The 22973-nt window shown below is 61.5% G+C and carries 21 protein-coding genes; 9 read left to right on the plus strand and 12 right to left on the minus strand.

The window, feature by feature from the left end; genetic code table 11:
- Positions 1–72 precede the first annotated feature (72 nt).
- Positions 73–1689 carry an alkaline phosphatase family protein gene (locus tag K5Y35_RS06300; protein ID WP_222833904.1) on the plus strand — a complete coding sequence of 539 codons (1617 nt, stop codon included), beginning with the start codon at positions 73–75 and terminating at the stop codon, positions 1687–1689.
- 181 nt (positions 1690–1870) lie between these two features.
- Here K5Y35_RS06300 and K5Y35_RS06305 read toward each other — a convergent pair whose 3' ends face one another.
- Positions 1871–2779 carry a TauD/TfdA dioxygenase family protein gene (locus K5Y35_RS06305; protein ID WP_123470475.1) on the minus strand — a complete coding sequence of 303 codons (909 nt, stop codon included), beginning with the start codon at positions 2777–2779 and terminating at the stop codon, positions 1871–1873.
- Between the two features lie 181 nt (positions 2780–2960).
- Between K5Y35_RS06305 and K5Y35_RS06310 the strand changes: the two genes are divergently transcribed.
- Positions 2961–3881, plus strand: coding sequence for a LysR family transcriptional regulator (locus K5Y35_RS06310; RefSeq protein WP_123470473.1), 921 nt, complete (start codon positions 2961–2963; stop codon positions 3879–3881).
- Positions 3882–3920: 39 nt separating this feature from the next.
- Here K5Y35_RS06310 and K5Y35_RS06315 read toward each other — a convergent pair whose 3' ends face one another.
- On the minus strand, positions 3921–4934 hold the full coding sequence (locus K5Y35_RS06315; RefSeq protein WP_222833905.1) for an ABC transporter substrate-binding protein: 1014 nt from the start codon (positions 4932–4934) through the stop codon (positions 3921–3923).
- A gap of 302 nt (positions 4935–5236) precedes the next feature.
- On the opposite strand from K5Y35_RS06315, the gene K5Y35_RS06320 reads away from it, so the two are divergent.
- Genes K5Y35_RS06320 through K5Y35_RS06330 form a run of 3 tightly spaced genes read left to right on the plus strand, consistent with a single transcriptional unit; the run spans position 5237 to position 9271 of the window.
- On the plus strand, positions 5237–6835 hold the full coding sequence (locus K5Y35_RS06320) for an ABC transporter permease (RefSeq protein ID WP_222833906.1): 1599 nt from the start codon (positions 5237–5239) through the stop codon (positions 6833–6835).
- Positions 6832–7647, plus strand: coding sequence for an ABC transporter ATP-binding protein (locus K5Y35_RS06325; RefSeq protein ID WP_222833907.1), 816 nt, complete (start codon positions 6832–6834; stop codon positions 7645–7647). The genes K5Y35_RS06320 and K5Y35_RS06325 overlap by 4 nt, the downstream gene beginning before the upstream one ends.
- Before the next feature lie 13 nt (positions 7648–7660).
- A complete protein-coding gene (locus K5Y35_RS06330; protein ID WP_222833908.1) occupies positions 7661–9271 on the plus strand; it encodes an arylsulfatase in 1611 nt (536 codons plus the stop codon).
- A 213-nt stretch (positions 9272–9484) separates the two neighbouring features.
- Here K5Y35_RS06330 and K5Y35_RS06335 read toward each other — a convergent pair whose 3' ends face one another.
- Positions 9485–10555, minus strand: a complete 1071-nt coding sequence (locus K5Y35_RS06335) for a fatty acid desaturase (RefSeq protein ID WP_222833909.1) — start codon at positions 10553–10555, stop codon at positions 9485–9487.
- Between the two features lie 100 nt (positions 10556–10655).
- On the opposite strand from K5Y35_RS06335, the gene K5Y35_RS06340 reads away from it, so the two are divergent.
- Positions 10656–11660, plus strand: coding sequence for an AraC family transcriptional regulator (locus tag K5Y35_RS06340; RefSeq protein ID WP_123470460.1), 1005 nt, complete (start codon positions 10656–10658; stop codon positions 11658–11660).
- Between the two features lie 131 nt (positions 11661–11791).
- Here K5Y35_RS06340 and K5Y35_RS06345 read toward each other — a convergent pair whose 3' ends face one another.
- Together K5Y35_RS06345 and K5Y35_RS06350 are read right to left on the minus strand one after the other, a co-directional pair.
- The gene (locus K5Y35_RS06345) at positions 11792–13177 is read right to left on the minus strand and encodes a heavy metal sensor histidine kinase (protein ID WP_222833910.1); all 1386 of its coding nucleotides are present in this window, start codon (positions 13175–13177) and stop codon (positions 11792–11794) included.
- A complete protein-coding gene (locus K5Y35_RS06350) occupies positions 13167–13847 on the minus strand; it encodes a heavy metal response regulator transcription factor (RefSeq protein WP_222833911.1) in 681 nt (226 codons plus the stop codon). The genes K5Y35_RS06345 and K5Y35_RS06350 overlap by 11 nt, the downstream gene beginning before the upstream one ends.
- Before the next feature lie 136 nt (positions 13848–13983).
- On the opposite strand from K5Y35_RS06350, the gene K5Y35_RS06355 reads away from it, so the two are divergent.
- Positions 13984–14469, plus strand: coding sequence for a GlcG/HbpS family heme-binding protein (locus tag K5Y35_RS06355; protein ID WP_123470454.1), 486 nt, complete (start codon positions 13984–13986; stop codon positions 14467–14469).
- Between the two features lie 11 nt (positions 14470–14480).
- Positions 14481–14891 carry a hydroxyisourate hydrolase gene (uraH, locus tag K5Y35_RS06360; protein WP_123470452.1) on the plus strand — a complete coding sequence of 137 codons (411 nt, stop codon included), beginning with the start codon at positions 14481–14483 and terminating at the stop codon, positions 14889–14891.
- 122 nt (positions 14892–15013) lie between these two features.
- On the opposite strand, the gene K5Y35_RS06365 is transcribed toward uraH, so the two are convergent.
- Positions 15014–15691: a Crp/Fnr family transcriptional regulator gene (locus tag K5Y35_RS06365; protein WP_222833912.1), complete on the minus strand. Its 678-nt coding sequence runs from the start codon at positions 15689–15691 to the stop codon at positions 15014–15016.
- An 82-nt stretch (positions 15692–15773) separates the two neighbouring features.
- On the opposite strand from K5Y35_RS06365, the gene K5Y35_RS06370 reads away from it, so the two are divergent.
- Positions 15774–16298, plus strand: coding sequence for a DUF962 domain-containing protein (locus tag K5Y35_RS06370; protein WP_222833913.1), 525 nt, complete (start codon positions 15774–15776; stop codon positions 16296–16298).
- A gap of 108 nt (positions 16299–16406) precedes the next feature.
- Here K5Y35_RS06370 and K5Y35_RS06375 read toward each other — a convergent pair whose 3' ends face one another.
- From K5Y35_RS06375 to dibA, 6 genes are all read right to left on the minus strand, one after another.
- A complete protein-coding gene (locus tag K5Y35_RS06375) occupies positions 16407–17396 on the minus strand; it encodes a sulfate/molybdate ABC transporter ATP-binding protein (RefSeq protein ID WP_123470446.1) in 990 nt (329 codons plus the stop codon).
- A gap of 3 nt (positions 17397–17399) precedes the next feature.
- On the minus strand, positions 17400–18272 hold the full coding sequence (gene cysW / locus K5Y35_RS06380) for a sulfate ABC transporter permease subunit CysW (RefSeq protein WP_222833914.1): 873 nt from the start codon (positions 18270–18272) through the stop codon (positions 17400–17402).
- A 13-nt stretch (positions 18273–18285) separates the two neighbouring features.
- A complete protein-coding gene (cysT, locus tag K5Y35_RS06385) occupies positions 18286–19104 on the minus strand; it encodes a sulfate ABC transporter permease subunit CysT (RefSeq protein WP_007952818.1) in 819 nt (272 codons plus the stop codon).
- Positions 19105–19334: 230 nt separating this feature from the next.
- Positions 19335–20348 carry a sulfate ABC transporter substrate-binding protein gene (locus K5Y35_RS06390; RefSeq protein WP_222833915.1) on the minus strand — a complete coding sequence of 338 codons (1014 nt, stop codon included), beginning with the start codon at positions 20346–20348 and terminating at the stop codon, positions 19335–19337.
- 148 nt (positions 20349–20496) lie between these two features.
- Positions 20497–20679, minus strand: coding sequence for a sulfur starvation response protein OscA (gene oscA, locus K5Y35_RS06395; protein ID WP_034151822.1), 183 nt, complete (start codon positions 20677–20679; stop codon positions 20497–20499).
- A 289-nt stretch (positions 20680–20968) separates the two neighbouring features.
- On the minus strand, positions 20969–22888 hold the full coding sequence (gene dibA / locus K5Y35_RS06400; RefSeq protein ID WP_222833916.1) for a phosphodiesterase DibA: 1920 nt from the start codon (positions 22886–22888) through the stop codon (positions 20969–20971).
- Between the last annotated feature and the right edge of the window lie 85 nt (positions 22889–22973).

Raw genomic sequence — 22973 nt, forward strand, 5'->3', positions numbered from 1 at the left:
CCCCAAATGCACTTGCCGAACACCCCCACCGAAAGCGACAACCCTTGCCTGTCTCTCTGACCGGTGAACCCCATGCCCAAGCCGCAAAACCCCGTGCGCAACGTGCTGTACATCATGTGCGATCAACTGCGCCGCGATTACCTGTCCTGCTACGGCCACCCGCATCTGCACACGCCGAACATTGATCGACTGGCCACTGCCGGCGTGCGTTTCAGCCGCGCCTACACCCAAGGCACGATCTGCGGTCCGTCGAGAATGTCGGCCTACACCGGGCGTTACGTCAGCAGCCATCAAGTGGCGTGGAACGCGGTGCCGCTGCCGCTGGAGGAACTGACCATCGGCGACTACCTGCGCCCCCACGGCATCCGTACCGCGCTGGTCGGCAAGACCCACGCCACGGCCAATGTCGATGCCTTGCAGCGTCTGGCGATCAACCCCGACAGTGCGCAGGCCGAGGCGCTCAACGAGGTCGGCTTCGAACCGTACTTTCGCCACGACGGGATCTTCCCCGACGACCCGCTGTTCGACGACAAACGCGAATCCGCGCCTTACACCCATTACCTGCGCGAGCAGGGTTTCGACGGGCGCAACCCCTGGCACGACTGGGCCAATGCCGCCGAAGGCGAGCACGGCGAAATCCTCAGCGGCTGGAAAATGCGTCATGCGAATTTGCCAGCACGAATTCCCGAGCAACACTCAGAGACTGTCTACACTACAAATCGAGCGATCGACTTCATCACCGAACAAGGTGAGAAATCGTGGTGTTTACACCTCTCCTACATCAAACCGCACTGGCCCTATATCGTACCGGCGCCATACCACGCTTTGTACAGTACGAAATCGGTTCTCGACGCGGTCCGCGCGACGCCCTCCGAAGCCAGCAAACACCCCGTATACACGGCGTTCCGCCAGCATGAGGAAAGCCTCAACTTCTCTCGCGATTCAGTACGATTGACTGTAATCCCCACCTACATGGGCCTGATCAAGCAAGTGGATGATCAGCTCGGGCGGCTGTTTGATTTCCTGCAGAGCAATGGACGTTGGGATGACACCTTGATCGTGTTCACCAGCGATCACGGCGACTTTCTCGGCGATCACTGGCTGGGCGAGAAGGAGTTTTTGCTGGAACAAGCGGTGGGCGTGCCACTGATCGTGCGCGACCCGCGCGCGGCGGCAGATGCCACGCGGGGTACGGTGGAGGAGCGACTGGCGGAAACCATCGACGCATTGCCGACGTTTTTGCAGGCACTGGGCTTGCCGGGGGCCGAGCATCGGCTCGAAGGACGCTCGCTGATCCCGTTGTTGCACGGTGAAAATCCTGAGTGGCGCCGCTATGCCATCAGCGAATACGACTACGCCTTCCAGGCGCCGGCGCGCGAGCGTCTCGGCCAGCCGATCGACCGCTGCCGCATGACCATGGTGCGCAGCGAGCGCTGGAAATACCTGGCGTACGACGGCTTCCGGCCACAGTTGTTTGATCTGCTGAACGATCCGCAGGAGCTGCGTGATTTGGGTGAAGATCCGGCATTCGCGGCGGTGCGCGAGGAGCATGCGGGGTATTTGTTTGAGTGGGTGCGGGGGTTGAAGCGGCGGACCACGATCAGTCATCAGGAGATTGATTGGCGCGGGCAGCGGTTTCGCTATGGCGAGCCGGAGACAGAGAAGGTTGTTCAGATTGGGGTTTGGTAGCTTTAAGAGCCCCTCACCTTAACCCTCTCCCAGAGGGAGAGGGGACTGACCGAGTCGTTTTTTAGCTCTACGCCGACCTGAAATATCAAGGTTGAACTCAGGCCGAAAAGCCCCCAATCGGCGCCCTCTCCTTCTGGGAGAGGGCTGGGCGGGCGGCGTTCCGATGAGGGGTTTTTGATCTTCAATCACGACCCTTGATGGTCTGGCTACGCTGCCCAGAAGCCCCAATCGGCACCTCACCTTTCAACGTCACCCGCCGCACCACCCGATCCTGAGTCCCGTAATCATCAATCGCATAATGCTGCGTCGAGCGGTTATCCCAGATCGCCACATCGCCGGCCTTCCAGCGCCAGCGCACGGTGTTTTCCTGACGGATCACATGGCTCTGCAACAGGCCGAACAGATGCGCCGAATCCGCCTGCGAGTAACCCTTGATGCGCTTGACGAAATGCCCCAGCAGCAAGCTCTTCTCGCCGCTGATCGGGTGCACACGCACCACCGGGTGCTCGGTCTCGTAGACCGTCGAGGTGAAAACCTTGCGATAGCGCTCGAGCTTCTCCGCCGAGACGTCAGGCTTGGCCCCGGCGTAGTCGTATTCGTTGCTGTGCACGGCGACCAGTTTGTCCGCCAGCTCACGCAGCTCGGTGGGCAGTTCGTTGTACGCGGTCGCGGTGTTGGCCCACAGGGTGTCGCCACCGAAGGCCGGGGCCACCACCGAACGCAGGATCGAGGCTTTCGGGTAGGCGTCGACGAAGGTCACGTCGGTGTGCCAGGAGTTGGCGCGCTGACCCTCGGCACCGTCCAGTTCCAGCAGGTAACGCGTGCCCTCACGCACCGGCACGGTCGGGTGCGCCACGGGTTCGCCGAGCAGATGGGCGAAGGCTTCCTGGCGCTGATCGTCGAGTTGGGTCTGCTCGCGGAAGAACACGACCTTGTACTGGATCAGCGCCTGCTGAATGGCTTCGATCGTGGCAGCGTCCAGTTCACCGGACAGGTGCACGCCGCGAATTTCGGCGCCGATACGACCGGCCACCGGATGGATTTCCAGCGCGTGGACAGCGGGTTTAACAGCGAGTGCGGCATTGCTCATGGGTAGACCCTCATCGACTGCTTGCGGTTGGGCGGCAGCGAAACATCGCTCTATCTATATTCCATTTACATCTAATAGATATTCACGTGCTTCGTTGACGGAATAAGAGCTTGCATTTAAAACCTCAAGCAACCCTCGTCGCAAATGCCTTCGAGCTATTTTTAGGATGCCGGAAAAGCATATGGATCTTCGCCAGTTGCGCTACTTCATCGCCCTCAACGAACACCGCAGTTTTGTCCGTGCGGCGGATGCGATGGGCATCACCCAACCAGCGTTCAGCCGCAGCATTCAAGGGCTGGAGCAGGAGTTCGGCTGCGTGCTGGTGGATCGCGGCAACAAGGATCTGCGCCCCACGCCCGAAGGTCAGGTGGTGCTGCAACACGCCCTGAGCCTGGTGCAAGGTGCGGCGCTGCTCAGCGCCGAAGTGACGCAGATGACCAAGCTTGATGCCGGTGAAGTGCACTTCGGTTGCGGCCCGGCGCCGGCGGTGAAACTGGTGCCGGATGCGGTGGCGCAATTCATCAACGCGCACCCGAAAGTGCGCACCTGTTTTCAGGTGGACAACTGGGAAAAACTCAGCCGTGCGCTGAGCCGCGAGGAGATCGAATTCTTTATCGCCGACATCCGTCATTTCGAAGCCGATCCGAACTTCCAGACCCAGGCCCTGACGCCCAAGCGCGGGGTGTTTTTCTGCCGGCCGGGGCACCCGTTGCTGGCCAAGGAAAGCCTGTCGACCAACGACATGTTCGACTACCCGCTGGCGACCACACTGATCCCGCCGGGGATCCGCAAACTGCTGGCGAACCTCAGCGGCCGGATCGATTTTTCCCCGACCATCGAGACCGAGCATTTTCCGGCACTGGTGAAAGTGGTGCTGCAATCGAATGCGATTGGCGTAGGCACGGAAGAGGCGTTCGTCGAGGACATCGCCAAGGGTTCGCTGGTGTTATTGCAGTGGCGCAATCTGCCGCAAAACCTGGAGAGCATGAATGCGCGCTGCGGGATTGTCAGTCGCACCGGGTTCCGGTTGTCGCCGGCAGCAAGAGCGATGATCGAAACGTTGGTGGCGGTGGATAAACAGCAGATCAGCGTCGCGGTTTGAGGGTCATTCCCACGCTCTGCGCGGGAATGACCGCATGACTCAGAGCTTCGCGGCCGCCAGCTCAGGCGCCACCCACTCGTTCACCTTGAACGGCTTGCGAATCAGCTTCTGCTGCGCCGCCAGATCCACCTTGCCCTGCAGGTTTTCGAGGAACAGCGGATCCAGTGTCGACGGGAACACTTCGCTCAGATTCTGATCCTTCAGATCCTGGGTCAGGATCACCGGCGGATAGCTCGCGAGCCCCGAAACCAGTTGCACGTAAGCGTCCTTGTTGCTGTCCTGAGTCAGCCACTCCACTGCCTGCTGCTGCGCCTTGAGCAGCTTCGCCACGGTTTCCGGATGTCCGTCGACAAACTTGCCGGTGCCCACCAGCACCGACTGCACACTGCCTGCGCCACCGAGGTCCTTGGTGTTCAATGGCAGCTCAGCCAGGCCTTTAGCCTGCAATGCAGTCAGCCCGGAGCTGCCCCACGACGCATCGATCTGCTTCGCCGCCAGCGCCGCAACCGCTGCGTTGAAATCGAGGTTGATCACCTTCACGTCCTTCTCGCTCAGGCCCACGCTGGCCAGCGCCGCATCGAACGACAACTGGGTCGCAGTGCCCCGGAAGATCGCCACGCGCTTGCCTTTGAGATCCTGCAGCGTCTTGATCCCCGAACCCGGCACCACGCCCAGGTATTGCTTCACACCCCGGGCGCTGGCGCTGAGCAGGCGCGTATCCAGTCCGTTGGATTTGCCGATGATGGCCGCCAGGTCTCCGAGATAGGCCAGGTCCACTTGGCCATTGGCGAACGCCTCGTTGATCACAGGTCCGGCGCCCTTGAAGAAGCTCCACTGAATCTTGATGCCCTGATCGGCGAAGGCCTTTTCGAAGATCTGCTGATCGCGCAGCACGTCCACGATGCCCCCGCCGCTGTGCTGGGTGCCGGCGCTCAGATCAGGCACGGCAATCCTGATTTCCTTGAGCTCGTCGGCCTGGGCAGCGAACGCCAGCAGACCCGCCAGTGCCGGCGCGGCAAACAGACTGATGACACGTTTAAAGGGAAGGTTCATGGGTGCGGCTCCTGATCACGACGGCATTGAGGAGCCGAAAGTAGGCGCAATCCGCATCAGCGCTTAAATACTTAAAAAGCACATTTTTATAATTTTTCACGCTAAGCCAGCAAAGTCGGGACATGCAGAGCGGTATGCATGGAGAGCATCGAAAATATTCTTCGAATGCATTGGATGCGTGCAGGGCTGGAGGCCTTAAATGGCGCTGCTTATCTCCAAAATGATTATTTTCCAACTCGCTTATAACTATTGGTTTTTAGCTAATTCCGCTGACTCGATCCAACCCGACAACGGAGGTCACCATGGCCCGTGAATCCCTGCTCAGCCTGCCACTGGCCGCACCGCCGTTGAAAAGCCGGCGTACCTGGCCAAGCCTGAGCCACCGTGTTTTACCCTGGATATTACCGCTCGGACTGTTCGCCCTGTGGTGGCTGGCGGCGCGCAATCAATGGATGAGCGAACAGATTCTGCCGGCACCATCGCTGGTGTGGAACAGCGCGATCGAGTTGTCCCAGGGCGAGTTATGGAGCCATTTGTGGATCAGTCTGCAACGGTTGTTCTGGGGCCTGCTGGCGGGCGTTACCGCCGGCGCGGTACTCGGTGCGGCGCTGGGTTTCAGCCGTCGTCTCGAACGCCTGGTCTTTCCGACATTCGCCGGCCTGGCACAGGTGCCGACACTGGCGTGGATTCCGCTGTTCATGGTGTTTTTCGGCATCGGCGAAGTACTGAAACTGGTGGTGCTGATCAAGGCCATCGTGGTCCCCGTGACCCTGCACACACTGGTGGGCGTGCGTGATGCGCAACCGAAACTGCGCGAAGCCGCCGCCGTCTTGCGCCTGCCGCCGTACCTGCTGATCCAGCGCCTGGTGCTGCCCGCTGCACTGCCGGCGTTCATGGCCGGTGTGCGTCTGGCCCTGGCCGCTGGCTGGACTTCCTTGCTGGCAGTGGAGTTGCTGGCCTCCAGCGAAGGCATCGGCTATCTGATGGTCTGGGCGCGGCAACTGTTCATGCTCGACATCGTGTTCGTCTGCATTGTGGTCATCGGGGTGCTCGGGGTTGCGATGGATCGCGGTATCGGCTGGCTCGACCGCAAACTGGTGCACTGGCCGCACCCGGCTACCGCCGAAATCCGCCGTGGCCCACGTTATGAAGGCTGGCAGCGGCTGCAACCGTGGCTGTTGCCGCTGGGCCTGATCGGCTTGTGGCAAGTGGCGAGCGATCAGCAATGGGTCGATGCGAATATTCTGGTCAGCCCGTTGGCGGTGCTGGAAACGACCAGAAACGGTCTGTTCGACGGCACGCTGATCAGCGGCATGGCCTTGAGTCTCTGCCGCACCGTGGGCGGTTTGTTGTTGGGTGGCGGACTGGGTTTCGCCCTCGGCCTGCTGTTGGGCCTGTCGCGCACCAGCGAACGGCTGCTCGGCCCGACCCTCGCCGCCATTCGCCAGATCGCGATTTTCGCCTGGGTGCCGCTGCTCACCGCCTGGTTCGGTCTGGGCGAACTGGCGAAGTCGGTGTTCGTCGCCCTCGCCGCATTCTTTCCGTTGTTTGTCGCAACCCACCGCAGCGTCGCCAACCTCTCGCCACAACTCAACGAAGCCGCGCAAGTACTGCGTTTGAGCCTCGGCCAGCGCCTGCGCCGCCTGGTATTGCCGGGCGCAGCACCGGGGATATTCGCCGGGCTCAGGCTGAGCCTGATCTACGCCTGGCTCGGCACCATCGGCGCCGAATATTTCATGCCGTCGAACGGTGGCATCGGCAGCCAGATGATCGGCGCGCAACAGTTGCTGCGCATGGACCTGATCATGGCCGGGATGCTGCTGGTCGGCCTCACCGGCGCCCTGCTCAACCTCATCGGCCAACGCCTGGAAATTCGCGCCACTCGCTGGAGACACGCATGAACGCACCGATTGTCAGCTTCACCCACGTAGGCAAATCCTTCGACGTCGACGGTTTCGAACTGGAGGCGATTCGTGAATTCAACCTGGACATCGCCGAGGGCGAGTTTGTCGCTATCGTCGGTTCCAGCGGCTGCGGCAAATCCACCTTGCTGCGCTTGCTGGTCGGCCTCGACACGCAATTTCGCGGGCAGATTACGGTGGATGGCAAAGCCGTCAGCGGCATCGGCGGCGAACGCGGCATCGTCTTTCAGGAGCACCGTTTGTTTCCGTGGCTGACGGTGGCCGACAACATCGCACTCGGCCTGGTCAACGAACCCTTGGGCGCCGCCGAAAAGCAGCAGCGCATCAACGATTTCATCGAGCTGGTCGGCCTGCGCGACTTTACTCGCGCCTATCCGCACCAGCTCTCCGGCGGCATGGCCCAGCGCGTGGCGATTGCTCGCGGGTTGGTTGCCAGCCCACGGATTCTGCTGCTCGACGAGCCTTTCGGCGCCCTCGATGCACTGACTCGCCAACAGATGCAGGACGAGCTGCTGGCGATTCGTGACCGGGCGAAAATCACCACGATTCTGGTCACCCACGACGTCGAGGAAGCGATCTTTCTCGCCGACCGCGTGGTGGTGATGGAACCGCGCCCGGGACGGATCAAGCAAGTGGTCGACATTGCCCTGCCGCATCCGCGCCAGCGCAGCAGTTTCGACTTCCATCAGTTGCGTGAAGAGCTGCTGCACGAACTGACCAGTGACGACCATTACCAACCGAGCCTGCCGGTGCAGATCCGCGATCTGCCGCTGTCGTTCATTGCCTGCTGAGAGGAGCTTTTCGATGCCGCAACGCCCCAACTTTCTGGTGATCCTGGCCGACGATCTCGGCTTCTCCGACCTCGGCGCCTTCGGTGGCGAAATCGCCACGCCGAACCTCGATGCCCTGGCCAACAACGGCCTGCGTCTGACCGACTTCCACACCGCACCGACCTGCTCGCCAACGCGTTCGATGCTGTTGACCGGCACCGATCACCACATCGCCGGCATCGGCACCATGGCCGAGACCCTGACCCCGGAGCTGATCGGCAAACCGGGTTACGAGGGCTACTTGAATGACCGCGTCGTCGCCCTGCCCGAGTTGCTGCGCGAGGCCGGTTACCAGACGTTGATGAGCGGTAAATGGCACCTGGGCCTGAAGGCTGAGCAAGCACCGCAGGCGCGGGGTTTCGAGCGGTCGTTCTCGCTGTTGCCGGGAGCGGCCAACCACTATGGTTTCGAGCCGACTTACGACGAGCACACCCCGGGCCTGCTGAAGTCGACCCCGGCGCTGTACATCGAGGACGACACCTTCCTCGACGAATTGCCCAAGGATTTCTATTCGTCCGATGCCTTCGGCGACAAGCTGCTGCAGTACCTCAAGGAGCGCGATCAGAGCCGGCCGTTCTTCGCTTATCTACCGTTTTCCGCGCCGCACTGGCCGTTGCAGGCGCCGGCTGACATCGTCGAAAAATACCGTGGGCGTTACGATGCCGGTCCCGAGGTGCTGCGTCTGGAACGCCTGGAAAAACTCAAGGCACTGGGCCTGATCGAACCCGACGTTGAACCACACCCGCTGATCCAGCTGAGCGCGCAGTGGGCTGCACTGAGCGATGAGCAACGACAGATTTCCGCACGGGCGATGGAGGTCTATGCGGCAATGGTCGAGCGCATGGACTGGAACATCGGCCGGGTGGTCGATTACCTGCGCCAGCAGGGGCAACTCGACAATACCTTCATCCTGTTCATGTCCGACAACGGTGCCGAAGGGGCGCTGCTGGAAGCCTTCCCCAAGTTCGGCCCGGAGTTGATGACCTATCTGAACCAGCACTACGACAACAGCCTCGACAATATTGGCCGGGCCAATTCCTACGTCTGGTACGGGCCGAACTGGGCGCAGGTGGCGACGGCGCCGTCGCGACTGTTCAAGGCCTTTACCACCGAGGGCGGGATTCGTGTGCCGGCGCTGCTGCACTACCCGCAACTGCCGATCAAAGGGCAGATCAGCCATGGCTTTGGCACGGTGATGGACATCACCCCGACCATTCTCGATCTGGCTGGCGTACGTCATCCGGGCAAGCAATGGCACGGCAAACCGGTGGCGCCGTTGCGGGGTAAATCGTGGCTGGGCTTTTTGTCCGGCGAGACGGCGCAGGTGCATGACGAACACACCGTCACCGGTTGGGAATTGTTCGGGCGGCGGGCGATTCGCCAGGGGTCGTGGAAGGCGGTGTGGATCCCCGGTCCGGTGGGGCCGGCCACCTGGCAGTTGTATGATCTGGCCAGTGATCCGGGGGAGATTCATGATCTGGCGTTGAGTCAGCCGGACAAGCTCAGCGCGTTGATCGGGCATTGGCAGCAGTATGTGGAGGAGACCGGGGTGATCTTGAGTGCTTCGCCGTTTCAGCCGGATTGAGGGGAAGATCAAAAACCCCTCATCGGAACGCCGCCCGCCCAGCCCTCTCCCAGAGGGAGAGGGCGCTGACCGAGGTGTCTTACGTTAAATATCGACCTGTGAAAATGGGTCGATTATGGATTCAACGAAGCACTTTCACGTCAGCGTAACTCTTCGATATCCCCCAATCGGTCCCCTCTCCCTCTGGGAGAGGGTTAGGGTGAGGGCAGCTTGTCAGGCCTCCACCGCCTCCCCAGACACGGCGATTTCATCTCGACGAACAAACCGGTTCGCCCGCCCGAACGTGCCGAAATCATTGAACCGCACCCCCATCTCGCGCATCACTTTGTGCGCCACCGGCACGGTCATCTGGCGAATGTAGAACGGCTCTTTCACCACAAAATGGTGGATCCCGTGACTGCTGCCGAAGTTGAAGCAGAACGCCTGCAACGGCCACAGCCACCACGGGTTCAACACCTGGCATTGCTGCAGCACATTGCCCGGCTCGACATCACCGTAGTAATGCATGTTCGAACTGATGAAGTGCAGGCAAAACGTGCGCAGCACGTTCGGGCCGATGATCACCACGGCCGCGATGTCGATCACCTGCATCACCGACAGCGTGGTCGCCGACCACTCGATCGGCGCCCCCATGAGATAGGCGACGCCATTCGCCGCGTGGAAGCCGAGAAACACGTACCACGCGCCCCAATGCACCAGCGCCAGCGGCGCGTAGACCTTCAACGAGCGTTTGATGATGCTGATTTTGTGCGCCCGGGTTTTCGCCCGCAGCATACGAATGAACGCCGACATTACGTTGTCGCCGACCATCAGCAGCCGCGCGAAACCCCACGGTTCGCCGTTGGCGATCGCGCGTTCTTCCATGTCGGTTTCGGTGCCGGACACCTTGTGATGGTTGAGGTGAAGATGACGGCGAATCCACGGGTTGATGGTGCTCGGCCGCGCCAGCCACACCAGGCCCATCATCAGGTTGTGCGGCACGCGTTGTTTGCGAAAGTACATGCTGTGGATCAGGTCGTGTTCCAGTTCATGGGTCAAGGACGCCAAAAACGCGTTGAGCAGCAGGCACACCCACCACGCCATGTGACCCGTGATGTACAGCGCCGCCGAGCCGATCATCCCCGCCAGAGCAAAGGCCAGAATGCCAGCGCCGAGGGCGTCCTGATGCCGGAGAATCGGGTAGCGCTCACGCAGTTCGACGCCTTTGGCCAGCACCACTTCGCGAATATGCGCTGATCGCTGGGCAGCATTGTGTCGCTGGGGACTTGCAGAAGTACGGTCCATGCTTCCATCCTCTGGTTATTGATGTTCGCATCCTGCCCTGCGCGGTTGCAGAACACGCTAGCCGAGAACGCCAACCTGTTGACCGGAAGCGCCAATCAGCATGAAGGAACCGACCTCCCTCGCCAGTTGGACCCGTGCCCTGCGCAAGCAACTCGATGCGCTGGGCCTGGACAGCATTGCCCTGTGCCAGCAGGCCGGCCTCGATCCGCAACTGATGGACGACCCGAATGCGCGTTATCCGCTGTCCGGCACCACGCGCCTGTGGGAGCTGGCGGTGCAGGCCAGCGGCGATCCGGCGATTGGTCTGCGGGTGTCGCGCTTCGTCAGCCCGACCACCTTTCATGCGCTCGGTTATGCGCTGGTGGCCAGCGGCAGCCTGCGCGAGGTATTCGAGCGCATCGTGCGTTATCACCCGGTGGTCAGCGATGCACTGGAGCTGGAACTGAGCCGCAGCGACGAGCGTTATCTGTTCCGTCTGAAGATTCCGTCAGGCAATCCGGCGCCGGCCTTCGAAGCCATTGATGCGTTTGCCGCGATTTACGTGCGCACCTGCCGCAATCGCCTGGGCCGCGACTACGCACCGCTTGCGGTGTATCTGCGCCGTCCGGAACCGGTCGACGCGCACCGGTGGCACAAGGTGTTCCGCGCCCCGGTGCACTTCTCCTGCGCCGAGGATCGCCTGGAGTTCGCCCTCGCCGACTTCGACAGCCACCTCGACGATGCCAACCCGGAACTGGCCGAACACAACGAAGCGGTACTCGAGCGCACCCTGGCCCAGCTCAAGCCGCTGACCTGGGAGCGCAAGGTGCGCGACGCCATCGAAGAACAACTGCCCGAAGGCGAACCCGGCGCCGAACGCATCGCCCAGGCCTTGCACCTGAGCCTGCGCAGCCTGCAACGGCATCTGGCGGATGAAGGCTGTCGCTTCGACACGCTGCTTAACGAGAGCCGCGAGAATCTCGCGCTGCTGCACCTGCGCGATCCACAGTGTTCGTTGAGTGAAGTGAGTTATCTGTTGGGGTTTGCCGACACCAGCAGTTTCAGCCGGGCGTTCAAGCGCTGGACGGGGATGACGCCGGGGCAGTTTCGTGATCAGTTGCGCTGATTGATCCGAAATGTGGGGTGAATCGACTGGCCTCTTCGCGAGCAAGCTCGCTCCCACAGTGATCAAGGTGTGACACAGCTTTTTGTACACCCCAAACCCTGTGGGAGCGAGCTTGCTCGCGAAGAGGCCTGTCAGATCAACTCAAAGCCCAACTCAAACACTGTGCCGGTGGCATCACTGCTCACCCGCACCCGCCCGCCATGCAACTGCATGATCGACTGCACGATCGCCAGCCCCAGCCCACCCGAATCCCCCGGCTCCGCCCGTGACGGATCGACGCGATAAAAGCGATCAAACAATTTGCCCAGATGCTGCGGCGCAATGGCCGGGCCGTGGTTATGCACCTGCAACCAGCATACGCCCGGCTCATCGCAGCGCCGCAGGCTGATCAGCGTGCCTGTATCGGCGTGGCGCACCGCGTTGGCCAGCAGATTACCGAGGGCGCGCTGCAACAATTGCTGGTCGGCGAACAGTTCGCCGTGCAGCTGGTTTTCCAGGCGCAACTGACGATCATCGGCCAAGGCTTCAAAGTAATCGCACAGCTCGCCGCCGAGGCTATGCAGATCCAGCGTCTGCAAGTCGAGCGCCCGCTCCGCCTGCTCGGCGCGAGCGAGGAACATCAGATTTTCGGCCATGCGCTTGAGGCGTTCGAACTCTTCCATGTTCGACGCCAGCAACTCCTGATACTCCGCCGTGCTGCGCGGGTGATTCAGCGCTTGCCCGTTGCTCGCCAGCAAGGTGTGCAGTGGCGTGCGGATTTCGTGCGCGAGGTCGGCGGAAAACTGCGACAGCCGCTGCACGCTGTCGTCCAGCCGCGCGAGCATGCCGTTGAGCGCCTGCACCGGTTCGAGCAGCTCGGCCGGCGTACCGCTCGCGGACAACCGTTGATCGAGGCTGCGCAGGTCGATTCCGCGCACCGCTTCGCTCAATTGGCGCAACGGTTGCAGGCCACGGCGCAGCAACACCAGGCCCAACGCGAACGCCAGCAATGCGCCGAGCCCGACTGCCAGATACAGACGCATGCGATAACGGCCGAGCATCTGCTCGCGCTCATTGAGCACCTTGCCGGCGATCACTGTCAGCGGTTCGCCGTTCGGCCCTCGGGCTTCACCGGACAACAGCGCCAGTTCGGCACCGTCCGGTGCCTGCCAGGTCAGCACGTCGCGGCGCTGCGGCGTCTGCTCGCGGGGGATCGCCTTGAGCGGCGGCAATGCGCGCTGCCGAGGGTTGATGCCGATCACGCTCGATCCGTCGGCGCGCCGCACCAGCAACAGGCTGTCGAGGTTACCGAGCATGTTTTGATAGAGCCGCGGCCGCGCCTGCAAGGCGTCGAGGCTGTCGCTGTCCGCGAGCAACGCGCGCACCTGCTCGAGTCGACCGAGCAAGGCCAGGTCATCGCGGTAAGCGATCTCCGACGCCAGCGAGCGGTAGAGAAACACGCCAATCGCACTGAGCACCAACGCGCAGACCACAGCGAACGCCAGCGCCAGCCGCCAGGCGATCGACCTAGCGCGCATCGTCGGGCGCTTCCAGCTGATAGCCGACGCCGCGCACGGTGTGGATCAGTTTCGGCATGTACGGGTCATCGACCTTGGCCCGCAAGCGACGCACCGCGACTTCGACCATGTTGGTGTCGCTGTCGAAATTCAGGTTCCACACCTGCGAGGCGATCAGTGTGCGTGACAGCACCTCGCCCTGATGGCTGGCGAGCAGTTGCAGCAGGGCAAATTCCTTGTTGGTCAGGGCAATGCGCTGGCCGCCGCGACTGACCCGGCGGCGCAGCACATCAATTTCGAGGTCGGCGATGCTGTAGGACTCGGCCTCGCGCATCGGCCCGCGTCGCAGCAGCGTGCGCACCCGCGCGAGCAATTCGGCGAACGCGAAGGGCTTGAGCAAGTAATCGTCGGCGCCCAGTTCAAGGCCGCGCACGCGGTCTTCGATGGCATCCTTGGCGGTGAGGAACAACACCGGCGTGGCGCCGCGCTGGCGGATAAGTTGCAGCAGTTGCCAGCCATTGAGGCCCGGCAGCATCACGTCGAGGATGATCAGGTCGTACTCCTGCTGCTCGATGAAGTAGCGCCCGTCGAGGCCATTGAGTGCCACGTCCACAGCAAAACCCGATTCACCCAGGCCTTTGGCCAGGAAATTCGCGGTTTTGGCTTCATCTTCTACGACCAGCAAACGCATGGCACACCTCGATTGATCAGGCACACAGGCTAGGCGCCTTCGGCGCGATTGCCCATTACAAACTTGTAATCCGACTGACGGGGTTCTGACGAAGACCGGCGGCTAAGGTGAGGTCCTTCGCTTTCGGAGCCTGCTCATGACCTTCAAATACCTTGCCGCGAGCCTCGCCATCGGCCTGAGCGCCAGCGCCTTCGCTGGCCCTGACCTGCCGCGTCACGCCGACCTTGATCTGAAAACCGCACGCCTGCTGGCCGATACGGCAATGAGTAACTGCACAGGCACGGTGTCGGTGCTCGACCGTGGCGGCAACCTGCTGGTGACCTTGCGCGGCGATGGCATCGGCCCGCACAACACCGCCGCCAGCCAGCGTAAGGCGTACACCGCGCTGTCGACGAAAACCCCGACCCGGCTGTTCGCCGAGCGCGCCCGCAGCAACCCGGACACCGCCAACCTCAACACTCTCGACGAGCTGCTGTTGCTCGGCGGCGGCATCCCGTTATTTGCCGGCAGTGAACTGGTCGGCGCCATGGGCGTCGCCGGTTCCGGTGGCGGTGAGCAAGACGAAAGCTGTGCCATCAAGGCCGCCGAACAGGCCGGCCTGACCCTCACCCGTTCCCAATAAGGAGTCTGACCATGACCACCCTGCGCATGACCTTCGCCGCACTCGGCCTGAGCGCCGTTTCCAGCCTGGCGCTGGCCGCCGGCAATCCACTGAGCGTGCACGTGCTCAATCTGGAAAACGGCCTGCCGTCCCCAGGCATCAACGTGACCCTGGAAAAACACGTCGGCCAGAACTGGCAGCCGCTGGCTCAGGGCACCACCAACGAACAGGGGCGCATCGCCGAACTGTTCCCGGCCAAACAGCCTTTCGAGGCGGGCGAGTACCGGGTGGTGTTCAAGACTGGCGAGTATTTCGAAAAGGCCAAACGCGAGACGTTTTTCCCAGAGATTCCGGTGATTTTCCAGGTTAAGCAGACTGACCAGCACTACCACATCCCGTTGCTGCTCAGCCCGTATGGTTTCTCGACCTATCGCGGTTCATAAGCCACGCACGTTGCCCCTTTAGAAGTGAGCCTGCTCGCGATAACGGTGTATCAGTCCATGATGTGTTGGCTGACAACGCTATCGCGAGCAGGCTCACTCCTACAATGGATCGGTGCCAGATTTTAGAGTGTGGCCAGTGCCCGCAATCGCGCGGCATCGAGGATCTCGATCTCGCCGTAACCCAGTCCGATAATCCCCTGAGCCTGCAAATCCTTAAGGATCTGGTTGGTGGTCTGCCGTGACAGCGACAGCATCGACGCCAGTTGTTCCTGCGGCAGTTGCAGCATCCGCCGGGGCGGGTCGAGTTCGCCGTAGCCTTCGGCGATCAGCAGCAGACGATGGGCCAGACGCGCCGGAGCCGGGAGCAGGCTCAGCTGTTCGAGGTTAATGAAGGTCAGGCGCAATTTCTGGCTCATCAGCAGCGCCAGATGCCGCCAGTACAGCGGGTGCTCGTCGAGAATTTTCAGCAAAGTGGTCTGTGGAATGTTCACCAGGATGCACGGCCCGACGGCGTAAGCATCATGGGTGCGCGGCTGACCGTCGAACAGGCAGATTTCGCCGAACCAGTGCGGCGCTTCCACCAGGCTCAGCAACGCCTCCTTGCCCTGCTCGCTGACCGCGCCGATGCGGATCGCGCCGTCGAGCACCGCGTACAACCCGCACGGCGCATCGCCGCGCTGGAACAGGCGCTGCCCCGCCGTCAGCCGCCGCTCCCGGGCTGCCGCCAGCAGACTATCCTGAAAGGATGCCGGCAGATGACTGAACCATTGCCCGGTCATCAACTGTGAACGCTTATCCATGATCACTCCCAATTGTCGCCTGCCTGACAGAGCGAACGCCGAACCCGGGGCATGCTGCGCTCACCCTACAGGAGGAACAACAATGAAAAGCCTCGTCGATCATCTGAGTCAATACGCCGCGTACCACCGTGACCCACGCAACATCGCCAGCCACTTTATCGGCATTCCGCTGATTGTGGTGGCGGTGGCGGTGCTGTTGTCGCGACCGGCGTGGTCACTGGGCGGCTTGTGGCTATCGCCGGCGGTGCTGCTGGCACTGGCTTCGGCGTGGTTCTACCTGCGCCTGGAACTGAAGCTTGGCGCTCTGATGACGCTGTTGATGGGCCTGTCGGTCTGGGCCGGACACGCGCTGGCGCAGCAGAGCACCATGGTCTGGCTCAGCAGCGGGCTGGCGATGTTTGTGATCGGCTGGGTGATCCAGTTTGTCGGCCATCACTATGAAGGGCGCAAACCGGCGTTTGTCGATGACGTCAGCGGGCTGATTGTCGGGCCGTTGTTTGTCGTCGCCGAACTGGCGTTCATGCTTGGGATGCGGCATGAATTGAAAGAGCAGATCGAAGCGCGGGCGGGGGTGGTGCGGGTCAATCCGAATCGTGCGGCTGTGTAGATCCCTTTCGCGAGCAAGCTCGCTCCCACAGTGGACGGGTGCTGAACACAAACTTCATGTCCGACCGAGTTCCCTGTGGGAGCGAGCTTGCTCGCGAAGCTTTTGATCTTAGAGGTTGGCGACTTTCTGCCAGACCTTCGGTTTGAAGAACAGGGTTTCACCCTTGGCCAGGCCGATCAGGCTGTCATGGTCTTTCACCACTTCGGCCTCGATCAGATCCGTCTGCCCTTCCACCTTCAACGTCACCCGCGTGGTCGCGCCCAACGGGCGGATATCGCGCACTTCAGCGGCATGGTGATCTTCCAGCTCATGTTTGGACAACGACACTTCGTGCGGGCGGAACAGCACGTGGTTGTCGTCGCTGAGCAGCAAGCGGTTCGAATCGCCGAGGAAGTGATAAACGAAGTCGCTGGCCGGGTTTTCGTAAACGTCACCCGGTGAGCCGATCTGCTCGATCACGCCCTTGTTCATCACCACGATACGGTCGGCGACTTCCATCGCTTCTTCCTGATCGTGGGTCACGAAAACCGAAGTGAGGTTGATGTCTTCGTGCAAACGCGCGAGCCAGCGGCGCAGCTCTTTGCGCACCTTGGCGTCGAGGGCGCCGAACGGTTCATCCAGCAACAACACTTTCGGCTCCACCGCCAAGGCACGAGCCAGGGCGATACGTTGACGCTGACCACCGGACAGTTGCTCCGGGTAGCGATCCGCCAACCAGTCGAGTTGCACCATGTTCAGCAGCTCGTGGACCTTGGTCGCGATCTGGCTTTCGCTCGGGCGCTGGTTTTTCGGTTTCATGCGCAGGCCGAACGCGACGTTGTCGAACACCGTCATGTGGCGGAACAAAGCGTAGTGCTGGAACACGAAACCGACGTTGCGATCACGCACGTCGTGGCCAGAGACGTCTTCACCGTGAAAGACGATGTTGCCCTGATCCGGGGTTTCCAGGCCGGCGATGATCCGCAGCAGCGTGGTCTTGCCGCAGCCCGACGGACCGAGCAGCGCGACCAGCTCACCGCTGTGGATGTCCAGGCTGATGTTGTCCAGCGCCTTGAACGCGTTGAAATTCTTGCTGACGTTACGCACTTCGATCGACATGAATTATTCCTCCGCGGCGCTGGCGCGCAGGCGGTTGATACGGTTTTCGCTCCACTGCTTGAGCAGCAGGATGAAGAGCGCCAGGATCAGCAACAGGCTCGCCACGGCGAACGCGGCCACGTGGTTGTATTCGTTGTAGAGGATCTCGACGTGCAGCGGCAAGGTGTTGGTCACCCCGCGAATGTGCCCGGAGACCACCGACACCGCACCGAACTCACCCATGGCCCGCGCGGTACACAGAACCACGCCATAGATCAGGCCCCATTTGATGTTGGGCACGGTGACATGCCAGAACATTTGCCAGCCGTTGGCGCCGAGCAGCCGCGCAGCCTCCTCTTCCTGAGTGCCTTGTTCCTGCATCAGCGGGATCAGCTCACGGGCCACGAACGGCACGGTGACGAAGATCGTCGCCAGCACGATGCCCGGCAGGGCGAACACGATCTGGATGTCGTGATCCTGCAGCCACGGCCCGAACAGGCCCTGAGCGCCGAACATCAACACGTAGACCAGACCGGCGATCACCGGCGATACCGAGAACGGCAGGTCGATCAGCGTCACCAGCATGCTCTTGCCACGGAAAGAATATTTGCTCACGCACCACGCGGCACTGACGCCGAACACCAGGTTCAGCGGCACCGAAATCAGAACGGCGATCACCGTGAGTTTCAGCGCCGACAAGGCGTCCGGTTCAAAGATCGCGGTGAAGAATGCGCCGAGGCCGTTCTTCAGACCCTGCGACACCACGATGAACAGCGGCAACACCAGAAACAGGAAAAAGATCAGCCAGCCTAGACCGATCAGGATTCTGCGCGAAGTGGCACTGCCACGGCGCGCAGCGTTGGCCGAGGACGCGGCCACAATAGACGATTGGGACATGGTTCGCGCCTCCTTATGGGGTTTCGATGCGCCGCTGCAGCAAGTTGATCAGCAGCAACAGGACGAAGGAAACCACCAGCATCAGCACGCCGATGGAGGTGGCGCCGGTGTAATCGTATTGGTCGAGCTTGACCATGATCAGCAGTGGCAGGATCTCGGTTTTCATCGGCATGTTACCGGCAATGAAAATCACCGAACCGTACTCGCCGACACCACGGGCGAAGGCCAGGGCAAAACCGGTCAGCCAGGCGGGCAACAGCGCTGGCAGGAGGATGTGACGGAACACTTGCAGCGGTTTCGCGCCGAGGCAGGCAGCAGCTTCTTCGACTTCACGGGGAATATCGGCGAGCACCGGCTGCACCGTGCGCACCACGAACGGCAGGGTCACGAAGGTCAGCGCGAGGGTGATGCCCAGCGGCGTGTAGGCGATCTTGAAACCGAGGTCAGCGGCGAACTGCCCGACCAGTCCGGTCGGGGTGTACAACGCAGTCAGGGCGATACCGGCCACGGCCGTCGGCAGGGCGAACGGCAGGTCGATCATCGCGTCGATCACCTTGCGCCCCGGGAAGGTGTAGCGCACCAGCACCCAGGCCAGCAGCGTACCGATGATGCCGTTGATGATCGCCGCACACAGGGCGGTGCCGAAGCTCAGCTTCAGAGCGGCCAGCACGCGCGGGGCGGAGATGATCGTCCAGAACTGATCCCAGGTGAGTTGGGCGGCGTGGACGAACATCGCCGCCAGCGGGATGAGCACAATCAGGCTGAGGTACACCAAGGTGTAACCCAGCGTCAGCCCGAAGCCGGGTATGACGGGGGAGATACGACGCGACATAAAAGTCCTTGGTTAAAAACGCATCAATGTGGGAGCGGGCTCTGTGGCGAGGGGATTTATCCCCGATGGGCAGCGTAGCTGCCCCAAAACCATCGCATGCGGTGTGCCTGGTTTCCCGCATTTGCCGATTTCGGGGCTACTGCGTAGCCCGACGGGGATGAATCCCCTCGCCACAAAAGCCCGCTCCCACATGGTTTCGTGCCTGAGCATCAGGCTCATTGTGGGTCAGATTACTGCGCCTGATAGATCTGGTCGAACACGCCACCGTCATTGAAGAATTTCGGTTGCGCGGTTTTCCAGCCGCCGAAGTCCTTGTCGATGGTCACCAGTTCCAGTTTCGGGAACTGCTGGGCGTACTTCGCCGCCACGTCCTTGTCACGCGGACGGTAGAAGTTTTTCGCGGCGATCTCCTGACCGGCCGGGCTGTACAGGTGTTTCAAATAGGCTTCGGCGATCTGCTCGTTGCCTTTCTTCTCGGCGTTCTTGTCGACCACCGCCACCGGCGGTTCGGCGAGAATCGACAGCGACGGCACGACGATGTCGAACTTGTCCGCGCCGCCGTCTTCTTTCAGCGCCAGGAACGCTTCGTTTTCCCAGGCCAGCAACACGTCACCCTGACCGTTGTTGACAAAAGTGATGGTCGAACCGCGAGCACCGGTATCGAGTATGGGCACGTGCTTGAACAGGGTCTGTACGTACTCTTTGGCTTTTTCTTCACTGCCGCCGTTGGCTTTCAGGCCGTAGGCCCACGCGGCGAGGAAGTTCCAGCGCGCACCGCCGGAGGTTTTCGGGTTCGGGGTGATCACCGAGACGTCGCTCTTGATCAGGTCGCCCCAGTCCTTGATGCCCTTCGGGTTGCCCTTGCGCACCAGGAACACGATGGTCGAGGTGTACGGGGTGCTGGCGTCCGGCAGACGCTTCTGCCAGTCGGCCGGCAAGGACTTGCCGAGCTTGGCGATTTCGTCGATGTCGCCGGCCAAGGCCAGGGTCACAACGTCGGCGCGCAGACCATCGATCACCGCACGGCCCTGCTTGCCCGAACCGCCGTGGGATTGCTGGATTTTAACGGTGTCGCCGGCATGGTCCTTCTGCCAGAACTTGATGAATTCAGCGTTGTAGTCCTGATACAGCTCGCGCGTCGGGTCATACGACACGTTGAGCAGTTCGTAATCCTTGGCAACGGCGGAACCGGCAAACACAGCGCTGGCCAGGGCGGCCAAAGCGTAACGGCGAATCGACGACATGGTGAAAGCTCCTGGAATTCTCGGTGGTGGCTTTTTCTTATGTATTTCGGAAAGCGTGGTGCCGGTTCAAAAGATCGCAGCCTTCGGCAGCGTCTGCGCACAATCCCCGGCAGGCGCTGCCGCAGGCTGCGATCCTTGGCTCTTCAAATCAGCCCGGTTGTTTACCGGGTTGCTGCAAGCGGAATTTCTCTTTGCGCTCGATCTGCACGACCTGGGCGTTGTGCACAGTGATCTCCACCGCGCCGAACCGCAGATCGCGCAGGGCGCTCTGGATTTCACGCAAGATGGTGGTTTCGTCCTGACCGTCAACGCTGCGAAGGGATGCGCTCATGGTGCTGCTCCTTTGAATGGGATATGCCTGGCAGTGGGCGGCACTGCGTTCGGCGTGGGAGCAATATAAGAGAGGCGCAGATATTCTTAAAAAGACTATTTAAGAATGTTTATATAACTGAAAAACATTATCTGACGGGACAAGGGTTTGCGCGCTTTCCCGGTACTCAAGAACACCGCAACCCCTGTGGCGAGGGAGCTTGCTCGCGCCGGGCTGCGCAGCAGACCCAAAAAACCGAGCGCTTCGTGCTCGGGCGGGAGCAAGCTCCTCCCCCGCCACAAGATCGGATTCAACCGATAACAGGCGCGCGCGCCCAATCAATCTCCGCCGCCGGCACCGGCCGCCCAAACCAGTAGCCCTGGCCCAGGTCACACTCCTGCGCCAGCAGAAACGCCGCCTGCTCGACCTGCTCGATGCCCTCGGCATGCACTTGCATCCCCATGCTGCGAGCCAGCGCGATGATCACCCGGGCAATCGCCGCATCGTCCTCGTCCCACGGCAGACCGGCGACGAAACCCTGATCAATCTTCAACTTCTGCACCGGCAAACGTTTGAGCCGCAACAGCGACGAATAGCCAGTGCCAAAGTCATCAATGGCCAGGCGAATGCCCAGCTCACGCAAACGGTGCATCTGTTCCAGCGCGACTTCCGGGTCGTCCATCACCGCACTTTCGGTGACTTCCAGCTCCAGACAAGCCGGATTCAGCCCGGTGTCGTGCAGCACTTGCGCCACCTGTTGATACAACTCGCGACGGGCAAACAGCCGCGACGACACGTTCACCGCGACAAACGACAACACCACGCCCGCCTGCTGCCACTCGCACATCTGCCGGCACGCCTGCTGCATCACCCAGTCGTCGATTTCGGCGATCAGGCCGGTGCGTTCGGCAATCGGAATGAACTCCGCCGGCGACACCAGGCCACGCTGCGGATGCTGCCAGCGCACCAGCGCTTCGACGCCGATCAGGCGACCGGTTTTCAGGTCATGCACCGGCTGGTAGTAAACCCGCAACTCCTGCTGCTCCAGGGCGCGGCGCAACTCGAACGCGATTTCGACCCGTTGCTGGGCGTGGGCGGTGAGTTCTTCGGTATACAGGGCATAACCGTTGCGGCCGCTGCTCTTGGCCTTGAACAACGCGGCATCGGCGTTGCGCAACAATTGGTCGGCGCTCAACGCATCGCTGGGAAACAGGCTGATGCCGATGCTGATGTTGATGAACAACTCGTGGCTTTCAAGGCGAAACGGCTCCTTGAGCGCGTCGAGAATACGTTGGGCCAATGCCGCCGCCTGCCCCGGTTGTGGACAACTTTCCACCAGCACGGCGAATTCGTCGCCCCCCAGTCGCGCCAGGGTGATGCCGGGGCCGAACAGCGCCTGCAAGCGCGCCGACACCGCTTTGAGCAAGCGATCGCCGACGTTATGGCCGAGGCTGTCATTGATCATCTTGAAATGATCCAGATCGAGCATCAGCAACGCGCAACCGCGCTTGTGCGCCTGCGCCGACGCCAGCGCCTGCTCGGCACGGTCGCTGAACAGCAGACGGTTGGGCAGATCCGTGAGCGGATCGTGGTGCGCGAGGTGTTTGAGTTCGTGCTCGGAATCCTTGATCGCACTGATGTCGGAAAACACCGCGACGTAATGGCTGAGCCGGCTCTGGTCATCATGAATGACGCGGATGGTTTGCCACTGTGGATAAATCTCGCCGCTTTTACGACGGTTCCAGATCTCGCCACTCCACTCGCCTTTGGCCTCCAGCGTGGCGAACATCGCCTGATAGAAGCCCGGCGGATGATGACCGGACTTGAACAGACTGGGCTGCTGACCGATGACTTCTTCGCGCTGATATCCGGTGATCTCGATGAACGCCCGGTTGACGTGCACGATCAGGCCCTGGCGATCAGTGACCAACACGCCTTCGCGCGTGCAGTCGAATACGGCCGCCGCCTGCCGCAGGCGCTCGCGATCGGCATGGCGTTCACGCAAGCGCGCACCGATACCGAGAAACTCGCACAAACGCGCCCTCGCCAGAAAAATCAGCCCGGCACTGACTGCCGCAAAGACGTAACCGTTGATCAGTTGCCAATGGGCAAGATCGACGGCGTTATCGAAGAAACTGTTTAATAAATGATCAGTGCCCAGCAGCCAGAGGACGGCAAGCACGAGATAGAGCAGCGCTGCACGCAAAGCATCGCGATAAATGGCAGGCATTCGGCTATCCATGTCCCTACAAAAAAGGTTGGAATTATAGGTCAAGAAACATCCAGCGACTCTTATCTAAAAGGGCGACTGGTTT

The sequence above is a fragment of the Pseudomonas sp. SC3(2021) genome (assembly GCF_019856535.1).
GTDB classification, from domain to species: Bacteria; Pseudomonadota; Gammaproteobacteria; order Pseudomonadales; family Pseudomonadaceae; genus Aquipseudomonas; species Aquipseudomonas monsensis.